This is a genomic window from Bifidobacterium sp. LH_449 (assembly GCF_056356755.1).
Genome location: NZ_JBKEUV010000001.1, coordinates 315,999 through 334,198 on the forward strand (window position 1 = coordinate 315,999; position 18,200 = coordinate 334,198).

Annotated in this window: 14 protein-coding genes; 5 read left to right on the forward strand and 9 right to left on the reverse strand. The window is 62.6% G+C overall.

The features are described 5' to 3' along the window. The first annotated feature begins 37 nt into the window (after positions 1–37). From hrpA to AC1AX7_RS01315, 3 genes are all read left to right on the forward strand, one after another. A complete protein-coding gene (gene hrpA, locus AC1AX7_RS01305) occupies positions 38–4,108 on the forward strand; it encodes an ATP-dependent RNA helicase HrpA (protein ID WP_476508289.1) in 4,071 nt (1,356 codons plus the stop codon). A gap of 138 nt (positions 4,109–4,246) precedes the next feature. Then, positions 4,247–5,056 carry a hemagglutinin gene (locus AC1AX7_RS01310; protein WP_476508290.1) on the forward strand — a complete coding sequence of 270 codons (810 nt, stop codon included), beginning with the start codon at positions 4,247–4,249 and terminating at the stop codon, positions 5,054–5,056. A 76-nt stretch (positions 5,057–5,132) separates the two neighbouring features. After that, entirely contained in the window at positions 5,133–6,533 is a 1,401-nt protein-coding gene (locus tag AC1AX7_RS01315; protein WP_476508291.1) for a DUF5067 domain-containing protein, read from the forward strand. Positions 6,534–6,657: 124 nt separating this feature from the next. On the opposite strand, the gene AC1AX7_RS01320 is transcribed toward AC1AX7_RS01315, so the two are convergent. Then, positions 6,658–7,995, reverse strand: a complete 1,338-nt coding sequence (locus tag AC1AX7_RS01320) for a glutamine synthetase family protein (protein ID WP_476508292.1) — start codon at positions 7,993–7,995, stop codon at positions 6,658–6,660. Positions 7,996–8,102: 107 nt separating this feature from the next. Here AC1AX7_RS01320 and AC1AX7_RS01325 point away from each other — a divergent pair, with 107 nt between their 5' ends. Further along, entirely contained in the window at positions 8,103–9,557 is a 1,455-nt protein-coding gene (locus AC1AX7_RS01325; RefSeq protein ID WP_476508293.1) for a DUF2252 domain-containing protein, read from the forward strand. Here AC1AX7_RS01325 and priA read toward each other — a convergent pair. The 6 genes from priA to hisD form a co-directional block, all read right to left on the reverse strand. Beyond that, a complete protein-coding gene (gene priA / locus AC1AX7_RS01330) occupies positions 9,542–10,282 on the reverse strand; it encodes a bifunctional 1-(5-phosphoribosyl)-5-((5-phosphoribosylamino)methylideneamino)imidazole-4-carboxamide isomerase/phosphoribosylanthranilate isomerase PriA (RefSeq protein WP_476508294.1) in 741 nt (246 codons plus the stop codon). The two genes, AC1AX7_RS01325 and priA, sit on opposite strands and share 16 nt — an antisense overlap. A gap of 56 nt (positions 10,283–10,338) precedes the next feature. Further along, on the reverse strand, positions 10,339–10,989 hold the full coding sequence (hisH, locus tag AC1AX7_RS01335) for an imidazole glycerol phosphate synthase subunit HisH (RefSeq protein WP_476508295.1): 651 nt from the start codon (positions 10,987–10,989) through the stop codon (positions 10,339–10,341). Between the two features lie 91 nt (positions 10,990–11,080). Further along, positions 11,081–11,740, reverse strand: a complete 660-nt coding sequence (locus AC1AX7_RS01340) for a hypothetical protein (RefSeq protein ID WP_476508296.1) — start codon at positions 11,738–11,740, stop codon at positions 11,081–11,083. After that, complete coding sequence (gene hisB, locus AC1AX7_RS01345; protein ID WP_476508297.1) at positions 11,740–12,339, reverse strand: imidazoleglycerol-phosphate dehydratase HisB; 600 nt, start codon at positions 12,337–12,339, stop codon at positions 11,740–11,742. Before hisB ends, AC1AX7_RS01340 begins: the two co-directional genes overlap by 1 nt. A gap of 28 nt (positions 12,340–12,367) precedes the next feature. Continuing rightward, complete coding sequence (locus AC1AX7_RS01350; protein WP_476508298.1) at positions 12,368–13,537, reverse strand: histidinol-phosphate transaminase; 1,170 nt, start codon at positions 13,535–13,537, stop codon at positions 12,368–12,370. After that, positions 13,534–14,925: a histidinol dehydrogenase gene (gene hisD, locus AC1AX7_RS01355; protein ID WP_476508299.1), complete on the reverse strand. Its 1,392-nt coding sequence runs from the start codon at positions 14,923–14,925 to the stop codon at positions 13,534–13,536. The genes AC1AX7_RS01350 and hisD overlap by 4 nt, the downstream gene beginning before the upstream one ends. 105 nt (positions 14,926–15,030) lie before the next feature. Between hisD and AC1AX7_RS01360 the strand changes: the two genes are divergently transcribed. Further along, positions 15,031–15,222, forward strand: coding sequence for a hypothetical protein (locus tag AC1AX7_RS01360; protein ID WP_476508300.1), 192 nt, complete (start codon positions 15,031–15,033; stop codon positions 15,220–15,222). A 68-nt stretch (positions 15,223–15,290) separates the two neighbouring features. Here AC1AX7_RS01360 and AC1AX7_RS01365 read toward each other — a convergent pair whose 3' ends face one another. Beyond that, positions 15,291–15,953: an ABC transporter ATP-binding protein gene (locus tag AC1AX7_RS01365; RefSeq protein ID WP_476508301.1), complete on the reverse strand. Its 663-nt coding sequence runs from the start codon at positions 15,951–15,953 to the stop codon at positions 15,291–15,293. A gap of 51 nt (positions 15,954–16,004) precedes the next feature. After that, the gene (locus tag AC1AX7_RS01370) at positions 16,005–18,008 is read right to left on the reverse strand and encodes a hypothetical protein (protein ID WP_476508302.1); all 2,004 of its coding nucleotides are present in this window, start codon (positions 18,006–18,008) and stop codon (positions 16,005–16,007) included. Positions 18,009–18,200 lie beyond the last annotated feature (192 nt).

An 18,200-nucleotide genomic window follows, 5' to 3' on the forward strand; every position in this document is an offset into this window, starting at 1 on the left:
GATGAAACACGCCGATTGAAGACCGTTATCGAGGATTATGAGATTCGAATATCCTTCCCAATTGCCCGTCAGCGCCGCACGTGACGAAATCGCACAGGCGGTGCGGCATTCGCAGGTGGTCATCGTCTCCGGACAGACGGGTTCCGGCAAGACCACGCAGCTGCCGAAGATCCTGCTGGAGCTTGGCCGTGGTTCGCATGGCCGTCAGGTCGTGCACACGCAGCCACGCCGTCTTGCGGCGCGTACGGTGGCCGAGCGCATCGCCGCCGAAATGGGCGTCCGTCTGGGCGATGAAATCGGCTATCAGGTGCGTTTCACCGATGAAAGCTCGCCGAAGACACGCCTGCGCGTCGTCACCGACGGCATCCTGCTCGCCCAGATCCAACGCGATCCGATGCTGAGCAGATACGACACCATCGTCATCGACGAGGCGCACGAGCGCAGCCTGAACATCGATTTCCTGCTCGGATATCTGACCGCGCTGCTGCCCAAACGCCCCGACCTGAAGCTGGTCATCACGTCGGCCACCATCGATTCGGTGAAATTCCAGGAGCATTTCAGGCGTGCCCTGCATACCGACGTGCCGGTCATCGAAGTGTCGGGCCGTACCTTCCCCGTGCAGATCGTCTATGAGCCGCTGGGTTCGGCGCCGACGCTGATGCGTCATGTGCCCGGCTTCGAAGACGGCCTGCAGCCCGGCGACGACGGTTATGGCACCGACGTGGACACGTCCATGGACATGCCGACCGCCGTGGCGCGGGCATGCGCCGAACTGGTGATCCATTCGAGCCATGAACGCGGCGCCCGCGATATTCTCGTGTTCGCTTCCGGCGAGCGCGACATCCACGAATTCGAAACGGCGCTGCGCCGCCACTACGGGCCCCGCGCCGCCGACATGCGCCGTCCGGACGCGATCGAGATCATGCCGCTGTTCGCGCGTCTTTCCGCCAAAGAGCAGCATCGCGTGTTCGAGCCGCACGAGCATCAGCGCATCGTCATCGCGACGAACGTGGCCGAGACGTCGTTGACGGTTCCGGGCATCCGCTACGTGGTCGACCCCGGCACCGCACGCATTTCCCGCTATTCGAAGACGGCGAAGGTGCAGCGTCTGCCGATCGAGCCGATCAGCCAGGCCAGCGCCGACCAGCGTTCGGGCCGTTGCGGCCGCATCGCCGACGGCATCGCGATCCGACTGTATTCGCGCGAGGATTACGAGACGCGCCCACGCTTCACGGAGCCGGAGATCCTGCGTACGTCGTTGGGCGCCGTGGTGCTGCATATGCTGTCGGTGGGCGTGGCCCGCACCGCGCAGGATGTGACGGACTTCGGCTTCATCGACCCGCCTGACATGAAGGCCGTTTCGGACGGTTTCAACGAGCTGACCGAGTTGAAGGCGATCGCGCGCAAGCATGGCGACGTGGTGTTGACGCATATCGGACGCCAGCTGGCACGCATTCCGATCGACGTGCGTCTGGGCCGCATGATCATCGAGGCGGCCAAGTCGACGACGCCGAATACGTTGGCGGCGGTGCTGGTGGTCGTGTCGTTCCTGAGTCTGCAGGATCCGCGCGAACGCCCGGATGAGAATCGCGAGGAGGCCGACCGCGTCCACAACCGGTATGCGGATCGGTCCAGCGATTTTCTTACCGCTTTGAATATCTGGGACCGTGTATTCCAGGCGGATGGCGAGCCGAGCAATTCCGCGTTGCGTCGCATCTGCAAGACGGAGTATCTGAATTTCCTGCGTATGCGCCAGTGGAAGGATCTGGTGACGCAGCTGACGCAGATGTGCGATGAATTCAAATTCAAGGTCGGATTGCCGTTGCCGGCGTCGCGCCCGGATATGCGGATCCGCCAGCTGCCGATCAATCAGCAGGCGGCGCATTCGCTGTGCTGTTCGTGGGATGCGCAGGGCATTCACACGTCGATGCTGGCCGGTCTGCTGTCGATGATGGGCATGCAGGTGATTCGCGAGCCGAAGGCCTCCGATTTCGCCGGTCTCAGCGGCGCCGCGAAGGCTCGTGCGATGAAGCGCGCCACGAAGATGGCGAAGAACGAATATCAGGGTGCGCGCGGCACGCGTTTCGCCCTGTTCCCGGCGTCGTCGGTGGCGAAGTCGACGCCGCCTTGGGTGATGAGCACCGAACTGGTCGAGACGAGCCGCCTGTGGGCCCGTTATTCCGCGCAGATCGATCCGGCTTGGGCCGAGCCTTTGGCCGGCAATCTGACGCGCACCACGTATGCCGAGCCGCATTGGTCGGGTTCGCGCGGTTCCGCCGTGGCCAGCGCGAAGGTGCTGCTGTACGGTCTGCCGATCGTACAGGACCGCACGGTCCAGTGGGGGCGCATCAATCCGCCGGAGGCGCGTGATTTCCTGATCAGGCAGGGTCTGGTCGAAGGCGATATACAGCAGCGTTTCCCCCATGATGATTTCATCGCGCGCAACCGTGACGTGCTGGAGGATGCCGCCGAAGACGCCAGCCGTACCCGTCAGATCGCCGAAACGGTCAGCGACGAGGATCTGTTCGACTTCTACAACGGCGTCATTCCCAATACGGTCACGTCGGTGGCCGATCTGGGCAAATGGTGGAAGGGCGAATATGAGCGGCATCCGCATCTGCTGGATTTCGATCCGAGCAAGGTGGAGCGTCTGGCCGACAGCGAGTCGGTGAGTCTGGACGACTATCCGGACCAGTGGCATGCGCTTGGCACCGACGGCTCCCCCATCGACCTTCGCCTGAGCTACGTGTACGATCCGCATGATCCGAACGACGGCGTCACCGTGCATGTTCCGCTGAAGGCATTGTCGCGTCTGACGCCGGAACAGTTCACCTGGAATGTTCCGGGCCTTCTTGACGAGCTGATCGTCGGCATGATCAAGGCTTTGCCGAAGGCGCTGCGCGTGCAGTTCGTTCCGGCTCCGGACACCGCACGCCGCATACGGGCGTGGATCGATGACCGTTACCCGGATCCGCCGGGTTCGGGTTCTCGTCAGAAGCCGAACCTGCCGCCGGAGCCGCAGGACGGGTCCGCCGCGGTCTGGATCGACCTGCCGCATCTGTTCACGCAGGCCGCCATCGACACCGTCGGCGCGCAGATCCATCCGGAAGTGCTGACCGGCGAATTGTGGGAGCGTCTCGCGCCGTATCTGCGGGTCACCTTCAGCGTCGAACAGCAGTTGCCCACGCCCCGCAATGCGCGTGGCCGTCGTCCGCGCGGTCCGGTCAAGGTGCTGGGCACATCGAAGGACCTCAAGGAATTGCAGCGTCGTTTCGCCGCCCAGGCGGAGGAATCGGCGCGCCGCATGGTCAAGAAGCAGGCCGACAGGGCCGCCGACCAGGGCAGGATCGTCGAACAGGCGAATCTGCTGCAGAAGGCGGGCGCCACCACCCAGGCGCGCGCCGACATGCTGTGGAGGGGCGCGCTCGACGCGCTCCGCCTGCCGCCCGAACGCGTGTCTTCGCGTTGGCTCGGCGCTGAAGCGCTGATGCTCGCATCCGCTCCATACAAGTCCACCGCCGACCTGGTCGAGGACATTCAGCTGGCCACGGTCAAACGCCTGCTGCCGCGTATCGACGGATTGCAGTCCGATCAGGCCCTGGCCGACGCCGTGCTTGACGTGCAGCAGATCTATGAGGACACCGTATATCAGGTGGCCCGCGACGTGATCGGCATTCTGCACAAGCACGCGGAGGTCGAAAAAGCGGTTTCCGGCAAGGCCGACCTGCCGATGCTGTCGGTGCTGCAGTCGATTCGCGAGCATGTCGCCACGCTGGTGCATCCGGGATTCATCGGCGAAACCGATCCGGACGCGCTGCGCCGCCTGTCGGTGTATCTGCAGGCGGACGCGATGCGTCTGAGCAAGGCGAAGGCCGACAAGAACCGTGATGTGCGCTGGGCCTGGGAGGCCGACGAGGCCCGCAATCTGGTCGACGCCGCCGTGTCGAAGGCAAAGGCCGAGCCGGCCGGCCCGAAGCATGAGGCGCTGATGAAACAGGCCATGACGGCCCGTTGGATGCTTGAGGAATTCTATGTCTCCCTTTGGGCGCAGGAATTGGGCACCGTCAAACCGGTCAGCGTGCAGCGTATCCGCAAGGCCCTGGCATAGCTTCGCACGCTACAATGGACGTCGATGTCAAGAAGATCAGCACGGAAACGTAAGACGCGGCATAATCGTCGGCGAGTCGGCCTGGTCGGGGCGTGGCGCGCAAGCTGGCGTTCAGCCGGCCTGCGCCAACGCGCCGTCATGGCTTCGCGCCTGCTGATCGCGTCGCTGTGCGCGATCGCGCTGCTTGCCGGATCGCTGTACTGCATCGCGCTGCGCATCGAAATACACGATGCGCAGGCCAATCAGGATGAAATCGGCGAAACCTACGATTTCAACCCCGGCGATATCATTTCCGACGGGCAGTTCTTCAACGAGAACGCCATGAGCCGCGATCAGATCGAAGCCTTCATCGCGCAGCGGGGCGCGGATTGCGCAGGCTCGCAATGTCTTGCCGCAATGCGATTCGATACCGAGGACGTGGCCGCCGACGAATACTGCGAAGCCTACACGGGAGGCGACGCGCAGTCCGCCGCCGATATCGTCCATGGTTCGGCGCAGGCGTGCGGCATCAGCCCGCAGGTGCTGCTGACCATCATGCAGAAGGAGCAGCACCTGCTGACCGCCACCGATCCGACCGATTTCCAATACAAGGCCGCCATGGGATTAAGCTGCCCGGATGACGCGAACTGCGATCCGCAATACGCCGGCTTCTTCAGACAGGTATTCGGCGCCGCGAAACGTTTCCGATACTATCTGGCCCATGAAGACCGGTACGCCTACCGTCAGGGGCGGCTGAACTACATTCGGTACAATCCGGTCGCCAGCTGCGGCGGCAGCGACGTGTATATCGAGAACCAGGCGACCGCATTGCTGTACATCTACACGCCGTATCAGCCGAATCAGGCGGCATTGGCGGCGGGCGCCGGCGAAGGCGACGCCTGCTCGTCATACGGCAACCGCAATTTCTCGTTGATCTACAGCAGCTGGTTCGGCAATCCGCGTCGATAATCGTCCTTCCCGTCCCGCTCCCGTACAATGTAACCATCAGTCCAAACTGGCAGCGGCGACAGCGAAGGGGACCGATATGATATGGAACAGGCATGATGACGACGGCTACGCCTCCCCGTTTGATGTGGATGCGTCGGCCTCCTACGTGGATCCAAGCACCGTCATCGAACATGAGGCCAGATCCGAAGCGAGGCGGCACAGGCGTCAGGCCGTTCGGGAAGCGCGCAAAGACGCGATGCAGCATCATATCAAGCAGGAGACGAAACGACGCAGGTATGCCGATGCCGCGCCGCAGCGGCCTCGCCCATCGCCCGCGACGCAATCGGGAAAGACCGGTTTGCGATCCCAGTCCGAGCCGGGAATCGATCCCCGGATCGATTCCCGGCTCCGAACGTCCCGCATGCCGGCGGCGCAGGGCCGTAAACGCAAGCGCCGCATTGTCGCCTTCTTTGTCGCCATGGTCATCTTCATCATCGCGGTGGCGGGCGGCCTGATCGTCGCAATGGAGAACTCGTCCGAACCGTTGCGGATCGTTCCGCCGGCCCTGACCGACCCCGACGATGATATGCGGCCCTTCGACCACACCGACGCTTCGCAAGATCCCACCCCGCAGACCTTTGAGCGTTCCGGCACGATCGCCACGCAATACGGCGATTCGTCATTGGACGCCACTATCAGCGATGCCTATGCAGGCACCCGCGAATACGAGGGAGGCCCCCGCACCGTCGTCATCGAACTTGACGTCACCAATACCGGCACGGCAAACGCGTCATTGTCCGAAGTGGGTTCGGTCGCGGTGTTCCAGAACGGCGTCGAACTGCAATACACCTACTTGTTCCCGGATGAGGGGCTGCTTCCCGAATACGGTTTTTCGGACGTCGACGAGATCGATGCCGGCGCAAGCGCGACGGTGTCCAAGGCTTTTGTGTTGAGGGATGACGCATCGCCGTTGGATGTTCGCGTCACCAGTCACGACGGTCTGTACACGATTCGCTCCGCTTTCACGATAGGCGCCGATGTTCCGACCACATCATTCGAACGGATCGATTCCACGCAGCTGCCGCCGGTGCCGCAGGCCGCCGACGCCCCCGGCATGACCGCGATCCGGGACGCATATACCGATGAGCATCTGGCCGACGTCCGCATCGATTCCATCGCGTGGGGGCCTGCGACCTATGACGGCCTGCGAAGCGTCATCGTCACCTACACATGGGTGAACCGTACCGATGAGACGCTGTCGTTGGATTCGCTCGGGTATATTGAAGCCCATTTCAAAGGCAAGGAGGCGGATACCGCGTACTTCTCCGATCCGATGGACGGTTTCGAAGAGAACTCCGAATACGTCGAGATCCTGCCTGACGTCGAGTTCACCGTGACCATCGCCTATGAAGTGACCGGCGATGCCGGCGAATTCAACGCCCGCATCGCCGACTATGACGGCACCGTCTTCGTCGAACGCACCGTCGATCTGGAATAGCGCCGTATCCGTGACGGCGCGCCCGTCGCGGCGCAGGCACAGGTGATATGACGATGCCGGCCACCGCTCTTGGAGAACGGCGGCCGGCATCGTCTGTGTTTTCGTCGCGCCGGAATGCGGGTTCCTACAGCCGCGGCAGATACTTGCGCAATTCGTACGGCGTGACCTGACGGTTGTATTCCTCCCATTCCTGACGCTTGTTGCTCAGGAAATATTCGAAGGCGTGCTCGCCAAGCACTTCGGCCACGAAATCGGACTTCTCCATCACGCGCAGGGCTGCGCCCAGCGAGGTCGGCAACGGTTCGATGCCCATCGCGCGGCGTTCCGCGTCGGTCAGCGCCCACACGTCGTCGCTCGTCGGTTCGGCCAGCGGCAGCTGACGTTCGATGCCGTCCAAACCGGCGGCCAGCAGCACGGAGTATGCCAGATACGGGTTGGCCACCGGGTCGAGGGCGCGGAATTCCATACGCGCGGAATTGCCCTTGCCCGGCTTGTACTGCGGGATGCGCAGCAACGCGGAACGGTTGTTGTGGCCCCAGCAGATGTAGCTCGGGGCCTCGTTGCCGCCCCACAGACGCTTGTACGAGTTGACGTACTGCGCGGTCACGGCGCAGATCTCCGCCGCATGGTACAGGATGCCGGCGGCGAACTGGCGTGCGGTGGCCGACATGTTGAATTCCTGTCCGGCCTCGTAGAAGGCGTTGGAATCCCCTTCGAACAGGCTCAGATGCGTGTGCATGCCGGAGCCGGCCTGGTCGGCCAGCGGCTTGGGCATGAAGCTCGCGTGGATGCCGCGTTCGAGCGAGATCTCCTTGACCACCGTACGGAAGGTCATGATGTTGTCGGCGGTGGTCAACGCATCCGCGTAACGCAGGTCGATCTCGTTCTGGCCCGGTCCGATCTCATGATGCGAGTATTCGACCGAAATGCCCATCTGTTCGAGCATGTTGACCGTGGCGCGACGGAAATCCATGCCTGGACTGCGCGGCACATGATCGAAATAGCCGCCCTCATCGATCGGGATCGGCGGCTTCGACCAGTCATCCTGCTGTTCGAACAGGTAGAATTCGATTTCCGGATGCACGTAGAACGTGAACCCCTTCTCCTTGGCCTTGGCGAGCGCACGCTTCAGCACATGGCGCGGATCGCCCAACGAAGGCTCGCCGTCAGGGGTCAGCACGTCGCAGAACATGCGCGCCGTGCCCTGCGGACCGCCGCGCCACGGCAGCATCTGGAAGGTCGAGGGGTCGGGACGCACGATCATGTCGTCTTCCGAAACGCGGGTCATGCCTTCTATGGCCGATCCGTCGAAGCCGAGCCCCTCCTCGAACGCGGCCTCCAGCTCCGCAGGCGCGATCGCGACGGATTTCAACGTTCCCAACACATCCGTGAACCATAGGCGGATGAATCGTACGTCACGCTCTTCAACGGTGCGCAACGCGAACTCTTGCTGTTTATCCATGCGGCCTATCATCCCATGCTTGTGTTACGAAAGCCGTTAACATATCGCATCCCGCGCCCGACGCCATGCGACTTGCATGATTCGGCCGCGCAGGTATCGTTGCAGGCATGAGTTTGAATAACGTGATCGAGGCCGATCCCGATCGGCCCATCATCGATGTCCGGTCCTGGCAGCAGGCCGCAACGCCCGGGGAGCGTACGGTCGCAGGCGTGAAAAGACGCGTGTTCGCCCCGTTCGAACGGCATGCGGACTGGCAGGTGAGGGAAGGACGGCGCGACGTCATCGGACTGCTGGAGGAGCAGTCCGCCACACGCGTGCAGGAGCTGGTGCCGTTGAGGTATGCGCGCATGAGCGTCTCCGCGTTCACGTTCTACCGCGGCACCGCGCTGATCATGGCCAACGACCTCGCGCGCACCCCGGTGACCGGCATACCGGTGCAATGCGTGGGCGACGCGCATATCGGCAATTTCGGCATGTTCTTCTCCCCCACCCGCCATCTGGTGTTCGACATCAACGATTTCGACGAGACGACGACGGGCCCGTGGGAGTGGGACATCAAGCGTCTCGCCGTTTCGGTGGAGATCTGCGGCAGGGCGAACGGCATCAAGCCGAAGGCCCGCAGGGCGGCCGTGATGCGATGCGTGCATACGTATCGCGAGCGCATCGAGCAGTATTCGCAAATGGACTATCTGGACATGTGGTACGACCATTTGGATGTGCGGCGGTCGCTTGACCATTACGAGGACACGGTGAGCGGCAAACGCAACGACGTTCTTCGCGAGGCCGCGGCGAAGGCGGTGCGCAAGACGTCGAAGCGCGCGGCGGCCAAGCTCACCTATTTCGACGGCCGCAAGCTGCGGTTCAATATGAAGCCTCCGGAATTGGTCCCGATCAACGAACTGGACGACTACACGGATCTGGACGCGCTGCAGGCCCGCCTGGAGGTGCTGTTCGACCGGTACAAGCACAGCCTGTACGAGGACCGGCGTCATGTGCTGTCGCAGTATCGGTATCATGGCGCGGCCCGCAAGGTCGTCGGCGTCGGCTCCGTGGGCACCCGCGCCTGGGTGGCCGCATTGACCGGCCGCGACACCGACGACACGCTGATGCTGCAGATGAAGGAGGCCTGCGAATCGGTATTGGAACGTTTCGTGGGCCGTTCCCCGTACCGCACGCACGGCGAACGCGTCGTCCAGGGGCAGAAACTGATCCAGTCCACGGCCGATGTGCTGCTCGGCTGGGCCGATTTCATCGGAGACGACGGACACAAGCGCGATTACTATGTGCGTCAATTGTGGAACGGCAAAGGCTCGATCGACATCGACGATCTCGATGACCTGACCCTGAGCGATCTGGGACGCATGTGCGCACGCTGTCTGGCGCATGCGCACGCACGTACGGGCGATTCCGTGGCGATCGCCGGATATCTGGGCGATACCGACGCCTTCGACAAGGCGATCGCCGCATTCGCGCAGTCGTATGCCGACCAGAACGAAGCGGATTACGCGCTGTTCCGACAGCTTATCGACTCGGGCGAGCTGCCCTGCTACTCCCGGGAGTGACCGCGAACGGCCTCAAGCGCCTGAGGCAGAGTGAAAGCCTTGGAATACAAGGATTTTCCGAGAATCGCGGCATCGACGCCGATTCCGGACAGCGTTTCGATGGCTTTCAGATCGTCCAATGACGAGATGCCGCCGGACGCGGTGACCTTCGCGTCGGTACGTTCGGCGACCTCTTTCAGCAGCGTCAGATTCGGGCCGCTCATCATGCCGTCGCGCGCCACATCGGTGACGACGTAACGGGAGCATCCGACCGAATCGAGGAAGGCCATGGTTTCGAACAGGTCGCCGCCTTCCTTCACCCAGCCCCGGGCCGCCAGCGTATGGCCGCGCACGTCGAGGCCGACGGCGACGCGCTCGCCGTAACGCTTGATGATGGAGGCCGTCCAATCCGGATTTTCCAGAGCCGCGGTGCCGATGTTCACGCGGGCGGCGCCGGCTTCAAGCGCCGCGGCCAATGAAGCGTCGTCGCGGATGCCGCCGCTCATTTCGATATTGACCGCATCGCCCAATTCCTCGACGATCCGACGCAGCTGATCGCGATTATCGCCGGTGCCGAAGGCCGCGTCAAGATCGACCAGATGAATCCATTCGGCGCCCGACTCGACCCAGGTACGGGCGGCCTCAAGGGGGGAGCCGTAATTCGTTTCCGAACCGGATTCGCCTTGGCGCAGGCGCACGGCCTTGCCGTCACGCACGTCGACGGCGGGAAGCAGCGTAAGGGACATGTCGTATACCTTTCCTTTGAAAGCTGAGAAATCGTTCGGTTTGCGCCCTATGCCGATCAGCGGAATGTGGACACCCAATTGCGCAGCAACAGCGCCCCCGCCTCGGCGGACTTTTCGGGATGGAACTGCGTGGCGCACAATGCGCCACGCTCGTATGCGGCCACAAAACGGCTGCGCCCGTATTCGCACCAGGTCACGCATTCCGGCGCATCGCCGAAATCGATGCCTTTCGCGGCGGTGTCGACAGGCGTCACCCCGCGGGCCGCATAGGAATGCACGAAATAGAAACGTTCATGCCCGATGCCGCGAAGCAGCACGGAATCCGGCGCCGCGTCAACGGTGTTCCAGCCCATATGCGGCACCACATCGGCGTCCAGCTGTTCCACGGTTCCGCCGATCAGCCCCAGCCCCCGCGTCTCAATGCCATGTTCCATGCCATGCTCGAACATGATCTGTTCGCCGACGCATACGCCCAGCACCGGCCGGCCCGCCCGCAGACGGTTCAGAATCACACGTTCGCCGCCGACGGCCTTCAGGCCTTCCATGCATGCGCCATACGCGCCCACGCCCGGAACGACCAAGCCGTCGGCTTCCATCGCCTGCATCGGATCGGCGGTCAAGCTCACGTCCAAACCGATATTGGCCAGTGCACGCATCATCGAACGGACATTGCCGAATCCGTAATCGAACACCACAGCGGTGGTCATCTGTCCTTCCCTTCACTATGCCCGCCAAATCATCAACAGGCGTGTCCCAATGGCCGTGTTCCGGCGACCCGTATGTTACCGGACGCATCCGCTATTCGATGCGCGAGCCGCCCCTGCCGAAACGCGTATGCTCCGCGATCACCTTCATCGCGGATTCGCGGTCATAGTCGGCGGAATCCAATACCGTCGCGCCGGATGCGCGCACCGCGTCGACGTCGCCGATGCCCAGCATCAGATCTTCGACGAAGCGGGCGGCGGACGCGAACAGCAGCGGCGGCGGGAACGACTGCACCGACTTGCCTTCGACATACATGTTCGCTTCAAGCTTGTCCGCACGATTCACCGCCAGCACGACAGGCATGCCGGAAACGACGACGGTCAGATCTCGTGCCGCCGCCTCCGGGCCGTCGCCGGTCAGGTTGCGCAGCACGGCCACGGCGCCTTCGTCATCCCCGATGCACAGGGCGGAGATATCGGACAGCTGGCAGAAGGCGGCCAGCAATTCCGGCGAAGTCAGACGGGTGATGATCACCGCGGATTTCGCCTTGTCGCCCAGCAATCCCTGCAGTTCGTCCTCAAAACCTATTTCCGGGTCCTTTTCGGCCGTCTCGGATTTCACTTCATCGGCGAATTGCGCTTCGAAGTCGGCCATCGCCGATTCGAGCTCCTCGTCGGTGAAATGCAGCTCGCCATCGTTGAAGCCGTCGTCGAACACGTCGTTCGACGAATTGCCGTCATTGCCGCCCTGCATCACAGCGCCCCCTTCGTGCTGGGAATGCCTTCGACGCGCGGATCGGGCTCGATCGCGAAACGCAGTGCGCGCGCCAGCGCCTTGAATTCGGCTTCGGCGATATGATGCGGGTCACGGCCGGAAAGCACCTGCATATGCAGGCAGATGCCGGCATGGTTGGCGATCGACTCCATAACGTGACGCACCAGGGAGCCCGTGAAATGGCCGCCGATCATGCAGTATTCGAAGCCTTCCGGCTCACCCGTGCACACGCAGTAGGGGCGTCCGGAAATATCGACGACGGCTTTGGCGAGCGCTTCGTCCAGCGGCACTGTGGCGTCGGCGAAACGGCGAATGCCGCGCTTGTCGCCCAAAGCCTGCCTCAAAGCCTCACCGAATACGATGGCGATATCCTCGACCGTGTGATGGGCGTCGATATCGGTGTCGCCGCTGGCCTTGATGGTCAGGTCGATCAGCGAATGCTTGCCGAGCGCGGTCATCATATGGTTGTAGAACGGCACGGATGTGTCGATGTCGGTTTTGCCGGTGCCGTCCAGGTTCAGGCTCAGTTCGACCTTGGATTCGCTGGTTTCACGCACGATGGTCGCTGTACGCGCCATAATCGGCTCCTTTTCGGTGTAGGGAGAATCAGTCCTGTTCCACAATACGCAAGGTTTCGGTCAGCGCCTCGCGGAAACGCGACATTTCCTCATCGGTCCCCATGCATACGCGCATCCAGCCTTCCGGACCGACCACGCGGATCAGCACGCCTCGCTTGAGCAGTTCGTCGAAGATGCGGCCGCGGTCGTCGAAATGGCCGCCGAACAGCAGGAAGTTCGATTCGGATTCGGCCACCTGCAGCGGCCGGCCCTTATAGGTCTGTTCCTTGAGCCATGCGGCGGTCGCTTCGCGGATTTCACGAAGATGGCCGACCTGCGCCAGCTGTTCGTCGGTATGTTCCAACGCCGCCAATGCGACGGCCTGGGTGACGGCGGACAGATGGTATGGCATGCGCACGATGCGCAGGCAGTCGATGATGCCCTTCGATGCGGCGACATAGCCCAGCCGCGTGCCCGCGAAGGCGAACGCCTTGCTCATCGTGCGGGATACGGCCAGATTGTCGTATTCGCCGATCAGCGTCGCGGCGGACGCGGTTCCCGGATTGCGGAATTCCACGTAGGCTTCGTCGACGACGACGACCGGATGCACGCCGTCGTTCGCGCCACGCACCGCAACGGTGCGGCAGGCGTCGAGGATGCGCTTGAGATCGTCCATCGGCAGCGGCGTGCCCGTCGGATTGTTCGGACTGGTCAGCACCACCATCGACGGCTTTTCGTCGTTGATGGCATCGATCACGGCATCGGCGTCCAACGTGAAATCGGCGTTGCGATGCGACGTATGCCATGTCGTGAAGGTGTCGCGCGCGTATTCCGGATACATCGAATAGGTCGGGTCGCAGCCGAGCGCGATGCGGCCCGGTCCGCCGAACGCCTGGAACAGCTGCAGCATGATCTCGTTCGAACCGTTCGCGGCCCACACCTGTTCGACGGCCAGATCGGCGTCGGATTCACGCTTGAGATACGTGCACAGCGCTTTGCGCAATTCGATATGCTCGCGGTCCGGATAGCGGTTCAGCGTCGGCGCGACCTCGGTGACGCGGCGTGCGATCGCTTCGACGACGGCCGGCGAGGGGGCATATGGATTCTCATTGACGTTCAGGCACACCGGCACGTCCAACTGGGGCGCGCCGTACGGCTCTTCGCCGATCAGGTCGTTGCGCAGCGGCAGGCTTGCGGGAATGGCGTTGGATTCGCTCATCGCAGTCCCGCCTGTTCTTCCTGCTCACGGACCGTGGCCTTGTCGTACGGATCGTCGATGAAACGGGTCAGCACGCTTTCGCCGTGCGCCGGCAGGTCTTCGGACACCGCGAACGTGTTGATCCGGGCGGCCAACGCCTTCAGACCAGCCTCGTCGTATTCGATGACTTCGACCGGCTTCATGAACGTGTGCACGCCAAGGCCCGCGGCGAAACGGGCTGTGCCGGACGTCGGCAGCACATGGTTCGAGCCGGACATGTAATCGCCCAGCGGAACCGGCGAATACGGGCCGCGGAAGATGGCGCCTGCATTGCGGATGCGCCTGACGACCGCATCGGCGTCGGCGGTCTGGATTTCCAGATGTTCGGCCGCATACGCGTTGGCGGCGTCGATCGACTGGTCGAGTCCGTCGGTCAGGATGATGCCCGACTGGCGTCCGGTCAGCGAGGTGGCGACGCGTTCGGCATGCTTGGTGCGCGGCACGCGGCGGTTCAGGCTTTCCTGCGTCTTGGCTGCGATCTCCTCGCTGTCGGTGATGAGCACGGAGCCGGCGAGCTCGTCGTGTTCGGCCTGTCCGATCAGGTCGGCGGCCAGATATTCCGGATTGGCGCCGGCATCGGCGATGATTGCGATTTCGGTGGGGCCGGCGACCGCGTCGATGCCGACGATGCCGGAGACCATGCGCTTGGCCGTGGCGACGAAGATGTTGCCCGGGCCGGTGATCTTGTCGACCGGCTCGCACAGCACGTCGCCGTCCTGCGGCTCGAAGCCCTTCGCGCCGTAGGCGAACATCGCGACCGCCTGTGCGCCGCCGACCGCATACACTTCGTCGACGCCGAGGATGGCGCAGGTGGCGAGGATCGTCTTATCCGGCAGACCGTCGGCGGTCTTCGGCGGAGTGGCGATGGCCAGGGATTCGACGCCCGCGGCCTGAGCCGGCACGGCGTTCATGATCACCGAGCTTGGATATACGGCCTTGCCGCCCGGCACATACAGGCCGACGCGCTGCACCGGGATCCAACGTTCGGACACACGGGCGCCTTCGGCCAGATCGGTGTGGAAGTCTTCCGGCACCTGGGATGCGGCCACTGCGCGCGAACGGCGCACGGATTCCTCGATGGACGCGCGCACGTCCGGGTCAAGCTCTTCAAGGGCCGCGGTCATCGCCTCCGCCGGAACACGCAGGTTTTCGGGGCGCACATGGTCGAACTTCTCTTCGAAATCACGCAGGGCCGCAGCGCCGCGGGCCTTGACGTCATCGAGAATGGGCTGGACCAGTTCGGTCGCCTCATCGGTGCCCATTTCGGCACGCGGCATGGCCGCCAGCATTTCGGCGCGGGTGAGATTCCTGCCTCGCAGGTCAATGATTCGCATGGTGATATCGCTCATACGGCCATCGTATCCCCTTTATGTTGCACGGCTTTGCGGACTTCACATGCTGAGACATGAAGTCCACAAAATGAAAGCAGTGCCGGAATTCCGATAATGTCCGGAATGGATCTCGATTCGCGGGTCGCACAGGCCCGTCGGGTCGATGTCGAGGAAAGGACATTCCCGGACGACGCGCGTGCCGAGGGGTTCTTCGGCAGCCTGAAGGCCGGGTCCCTCCATGGAAGGGACCAGGACGGCGCCGCCATGGACGAGCGTCACACCATCAAGTCGATGCCGTCCATCGGCACGATCTGACGGGGAACCGCCTTGGCCGACACGACAGGGACCGTACACCGGCCAAGGCGTCAACGCCGTGAGTAGGTCTATTCCACGGTATGGGGCTCCGCATACGCGCCCAAATCGACGCACTGGTCGCATGAGCCGGCAAGATCCATGTCATGCGTTGCGATGATCACGCAGGCGCCCTTATCCGTGGTACGACGCAGCAATCCCGTCACCATATTCCGGTTCGCCACGTCCAAAGATGCCGTCGGCTCGTCCACGAACACGTATGCCGACCGTTTCCACAATGCGCGCACAATCGCAATGCGTTGCTTCTCCCCTCCGGACAGCACCGACGCGGGATCGTTCAGCCGTCCCGCCATGCCGACCTCGTCCAGAAGACCGAGCAGACGCTGCGGGATCCTGGTATGTCCCGGACGGTAGGACCTGGATTTGAACGTCAGGTTATACAGCACGCTTTCCTCATCGATCAATCCGTAATCCTGATAGATGAAGGACGCGCGACTCTTCCAGAACAGCCTGCGATCGCGGTCCTTCCAGCCCGAGGTGCTTTTGCCGTCCAGCCGAATGTCGCCCGTCGTGGGTCGCTCCAGAAACGACAGTATGTTCAGCAACGACGTCTTGCCGCATCCCGACGGGCCGACGATGGCCGTCATGGTCCCTCCCGTCAGACTCACGCTGACGGGCCCGAATATGGGATGCCCCTTGATCGCGTATCCGATGCCATCCGCTTCCAACGCCATAATCAATCCTTCCCCGTATCGTCCGTATCCGGCGACTGCATCCGCCGCGCGTCAGCGTCCCGCCCTCTTCACGACGTCTTCGAACATCGTCCGCGCCGCCATGACGACTGATAGGGCCTCGACCGCGACACCGACCAGGCATCCCGTCGCCAGCGTCCATGTAGTCGCTGCGGCGTCCAACTGTTGCCGGGACGCCAGCCACAACACCACGCCCGTCGACAAGGCCAGCACAGGCAGCTGCGAACATATCCGCAAAGCCGCGATACGTGCATATGATTCACCGGCGGTATGCCGTACGAATAGAGCCTTTCGATGCTCATACGCCCACAATCTCGCGCTTTGCACGGCGCACACCAGCAAGCTGGCGACGGCGACGCACAGATACGTGACCATAAGAGCGGCGGTTTGCCGCAGCATCTGATAGTTGCGCAGGCATTCATCGGCCACGCGGTTCACTCCGGTGATCGCGGATGACAGGCCGGACTGCACCGCCGCGGCGTCCACCGTCTCCGCATCCGGGAACAGCATGTTCGCGGAAGACATGGCAGGGTACAGGAACGCGTTCATGTCAAGCGTCTGTGCGACGTCGTCGACCAGGATGACCAGCGGATTGTGCGACGATGAGAACGTTCCGGACCGGGCATCGTATTCCAGCGATGGGAAACCGCCGTCCCCCTTCCACACGTACAGGTCCGAGTCCAGTCGCACATCCGACCGTTCATCCATCCACATCGGCGTGTACACTTCCAATTCCCGTCGCAGCGTCTGCGGCACGTCGCCCGCGTCGATGCGCTGCAGATCGTCCATGCTCACGTTCATAAGACGCAGGAACGCGGGATTCGTCACGACCACGTCATCGTACGGCGACAACTGCCTCAGCGTTTCCGTTTCCGTCGGCGCACTACCGTCCGGCGTCATGATGAACGCAGGAGCGACGGAATACGACAGATACAGGTCCCCCGCCGCATCGGTCCGTTCGAAGAATCCACGGAAAGCGGCCGTCGTCACCTCGTCCGAAGACGCAGGATCCGCCAACGTCTGCACGCTGACGACCTCGTCCAAGGTCCGCCAGCGTTCCGTAGCCGTCAGCTGCCGGTCCGCCAAGGCCATCGAGTTCAACGACGTGGCCCCGCACAGCAGCGCGAACATCAAGCACAGCAGTTTCAACGCGTCATTGCCGACGCGAATTCTCCCGGACAGCAGACGCCGAGATGCCAGATGCCGAACGGACGGGGTCAACGGCATCGTGAACAGCACGATCAGTCCCGCAATCAGCGCGACAAGGGACAGCATCGCCGACACGTATGGCAGCACGAACATGCCCACGACCCCGAGATCATGCGTGACGCATACGACGACAACGGACATCCCAATCCCCAGTACGGCCGGCCATGCGGACAACATCGCGAAATCCCGCAAATCATATGCGATTATGCTCCACTTGGAGCATCCATTGAGCGTCAGCAGAAAACGCAGTCGCTCACGTCCACCGCTCCATGACCATGACACGGCCACCATCAACAGGCACAGGCCGACGACCCCCAACATTCCCGCGGGGTTGTCCGACAGGACGCCAAGGCCGTCGAAATCCGAGCGGCGAAAGCCCTGGTTCACGACCTTCCCGCCATACCGTTCCACCGTCGACGTCAGCTTCGGAACGGAACGCGAGTCCAGACACGCGTATGATCCGGACAGGCTGCGATCGCCCAGATCCTCGGCTGGAAGCAATACTGCCGACAGAGCGTTCGAATAGGTCTCCACGATGCCGTCACCGCCCGCGACCTCCGGGCTGTCCCCGAAATAAAACAATTCCGTATCCGCGCCGGAGGAATCGGTCTTCGCCAGAATGAATGACGTATCACCTTGCGAAGCCGCATCGGAAATCGATGCGATAATCTCCTGTTTTGCCGGTCCGGCCGAAGAGAAATCAACCGATACGAAGGCTTCCGCATGCAGCGGATACGTCTGTTCCAGCGATTCGACCGATGCGTTGGCAATGAAGCCCACGCCTAACGCGACGATCAGCCACAACGCCTGCAACAACTTCCTCATCATCGATGCCCCCTCACATCCCCCACAACAGAGGCGCTCCATCCGATTCCCTTTATCGGCAAAGGATGGAATCACGCCGCATCGCTTCAGCCTGGGAAAGTGCAGCTTTATCATTGCTGCTCTTTTCAATGAAGATGGCATTATCCAGTATATGCGGCGAAGAATTTAGACCAAGACCAAAATATACTTTCGTGC

Bases quoted from the DNA above. Each gene is read 5' to 3' on its own strand.
- AC1AX7_RS01350 (WP_476508298.1), bottom strand. From the start codon at position 13,537: ATGAGCGAATCCAACGCCATTCCCGCAAGCCTGCCGCTGCGCAACGAC.
- AC1AX7_RS01370 (WP_476508302.1), bottom strand. From the start codon at position 18,008: ATGATGAGGAAGTTGTTGCAGGCGTTGTGGCTGATCGTCGCGTTAGGC.
- hrpA (WP_476508289.1), top strand. From the start codon at position 38: ATGAGATTCGAATATCCTTCCCAATTGCCCGTCAGCGCCGCACGTGAC.
- AC1AX7_RS01310 (WP_476508290.1), top strand. From the start codon at position 4,247: ATGGCTTCGCGCCTGCTGATCGCGTCGCTGTGCGCGATCGCGCTGCTT.
- hisD (WP_476508299.1), bottom strand. From the start codon at position 14,925: ATGAGCGATATCACCATGCGAATCATTGACCTGCGAGGCAGGAATCTC.
- AC1AX7_RS01315 (WP_476508291.1), top strand. From the start codon at position 5,133: ATGATATGGAACAGGCATGATGACGACGGCTACGCCTCCCCGTTTGAT.
- AC1AX7_RS01320 (WP_476508292.1), bottom strand. From the start codon at position 7,995: ATGGATAAACAGCAAGAGTTCGCGTTGCGCACCGTTGAAGAGCGTGAC.
- AC1AX7_RS01325 (WP_476508293.1), top strand. From the start codon at position 8,103: ATGAGTTTGAATAACGTGATCGAGGCCGATCCCGATCGGCCCATCATC.
- AC1AX7_RS01340 (WP_476508296.1), bottom strand. From the start codon at position 11,740: ATGCAGGGCGGCAATGACGGCAATTCGTCGAACGACGTGTTCGACGAC.
- priA (WP_476508294.1), bottom strand. From the start codon at position 10,282: ATGTCCCTTACGCTGCTTCCCGCCGTCGACGTGCGTGACGGCAAGGCC.
- AC1AX7_RS01365 (WP_476508301.1), bottom strand. From the start codon at position 15,953: ATGGCGTTGGAAGCGGATGGCATCGGATACGCGATCAAGGGGCATCCC.
- AC1AX7_RS01360 (WP_476508300.1), top strand. From the start codon at position 15,031: ATGGATCTCGATTCGCGGGTCGCACAGGCCCGTCGGGTCGATGTCGAG.
- hisB (WP_476508297.1), bottom strand. From the start codon at position 12,339: ATGGCGCGTACAGCGACCATCGTGCGTGAAACCAGCGAATCCAAGGTC.
- hisH (WP_476508295.1), bottom strand. From the start codon at position 10,989: ATGACCACCGCTGTGGTGTTCGATTACGGATTCGGCAATGTCCGTTCG.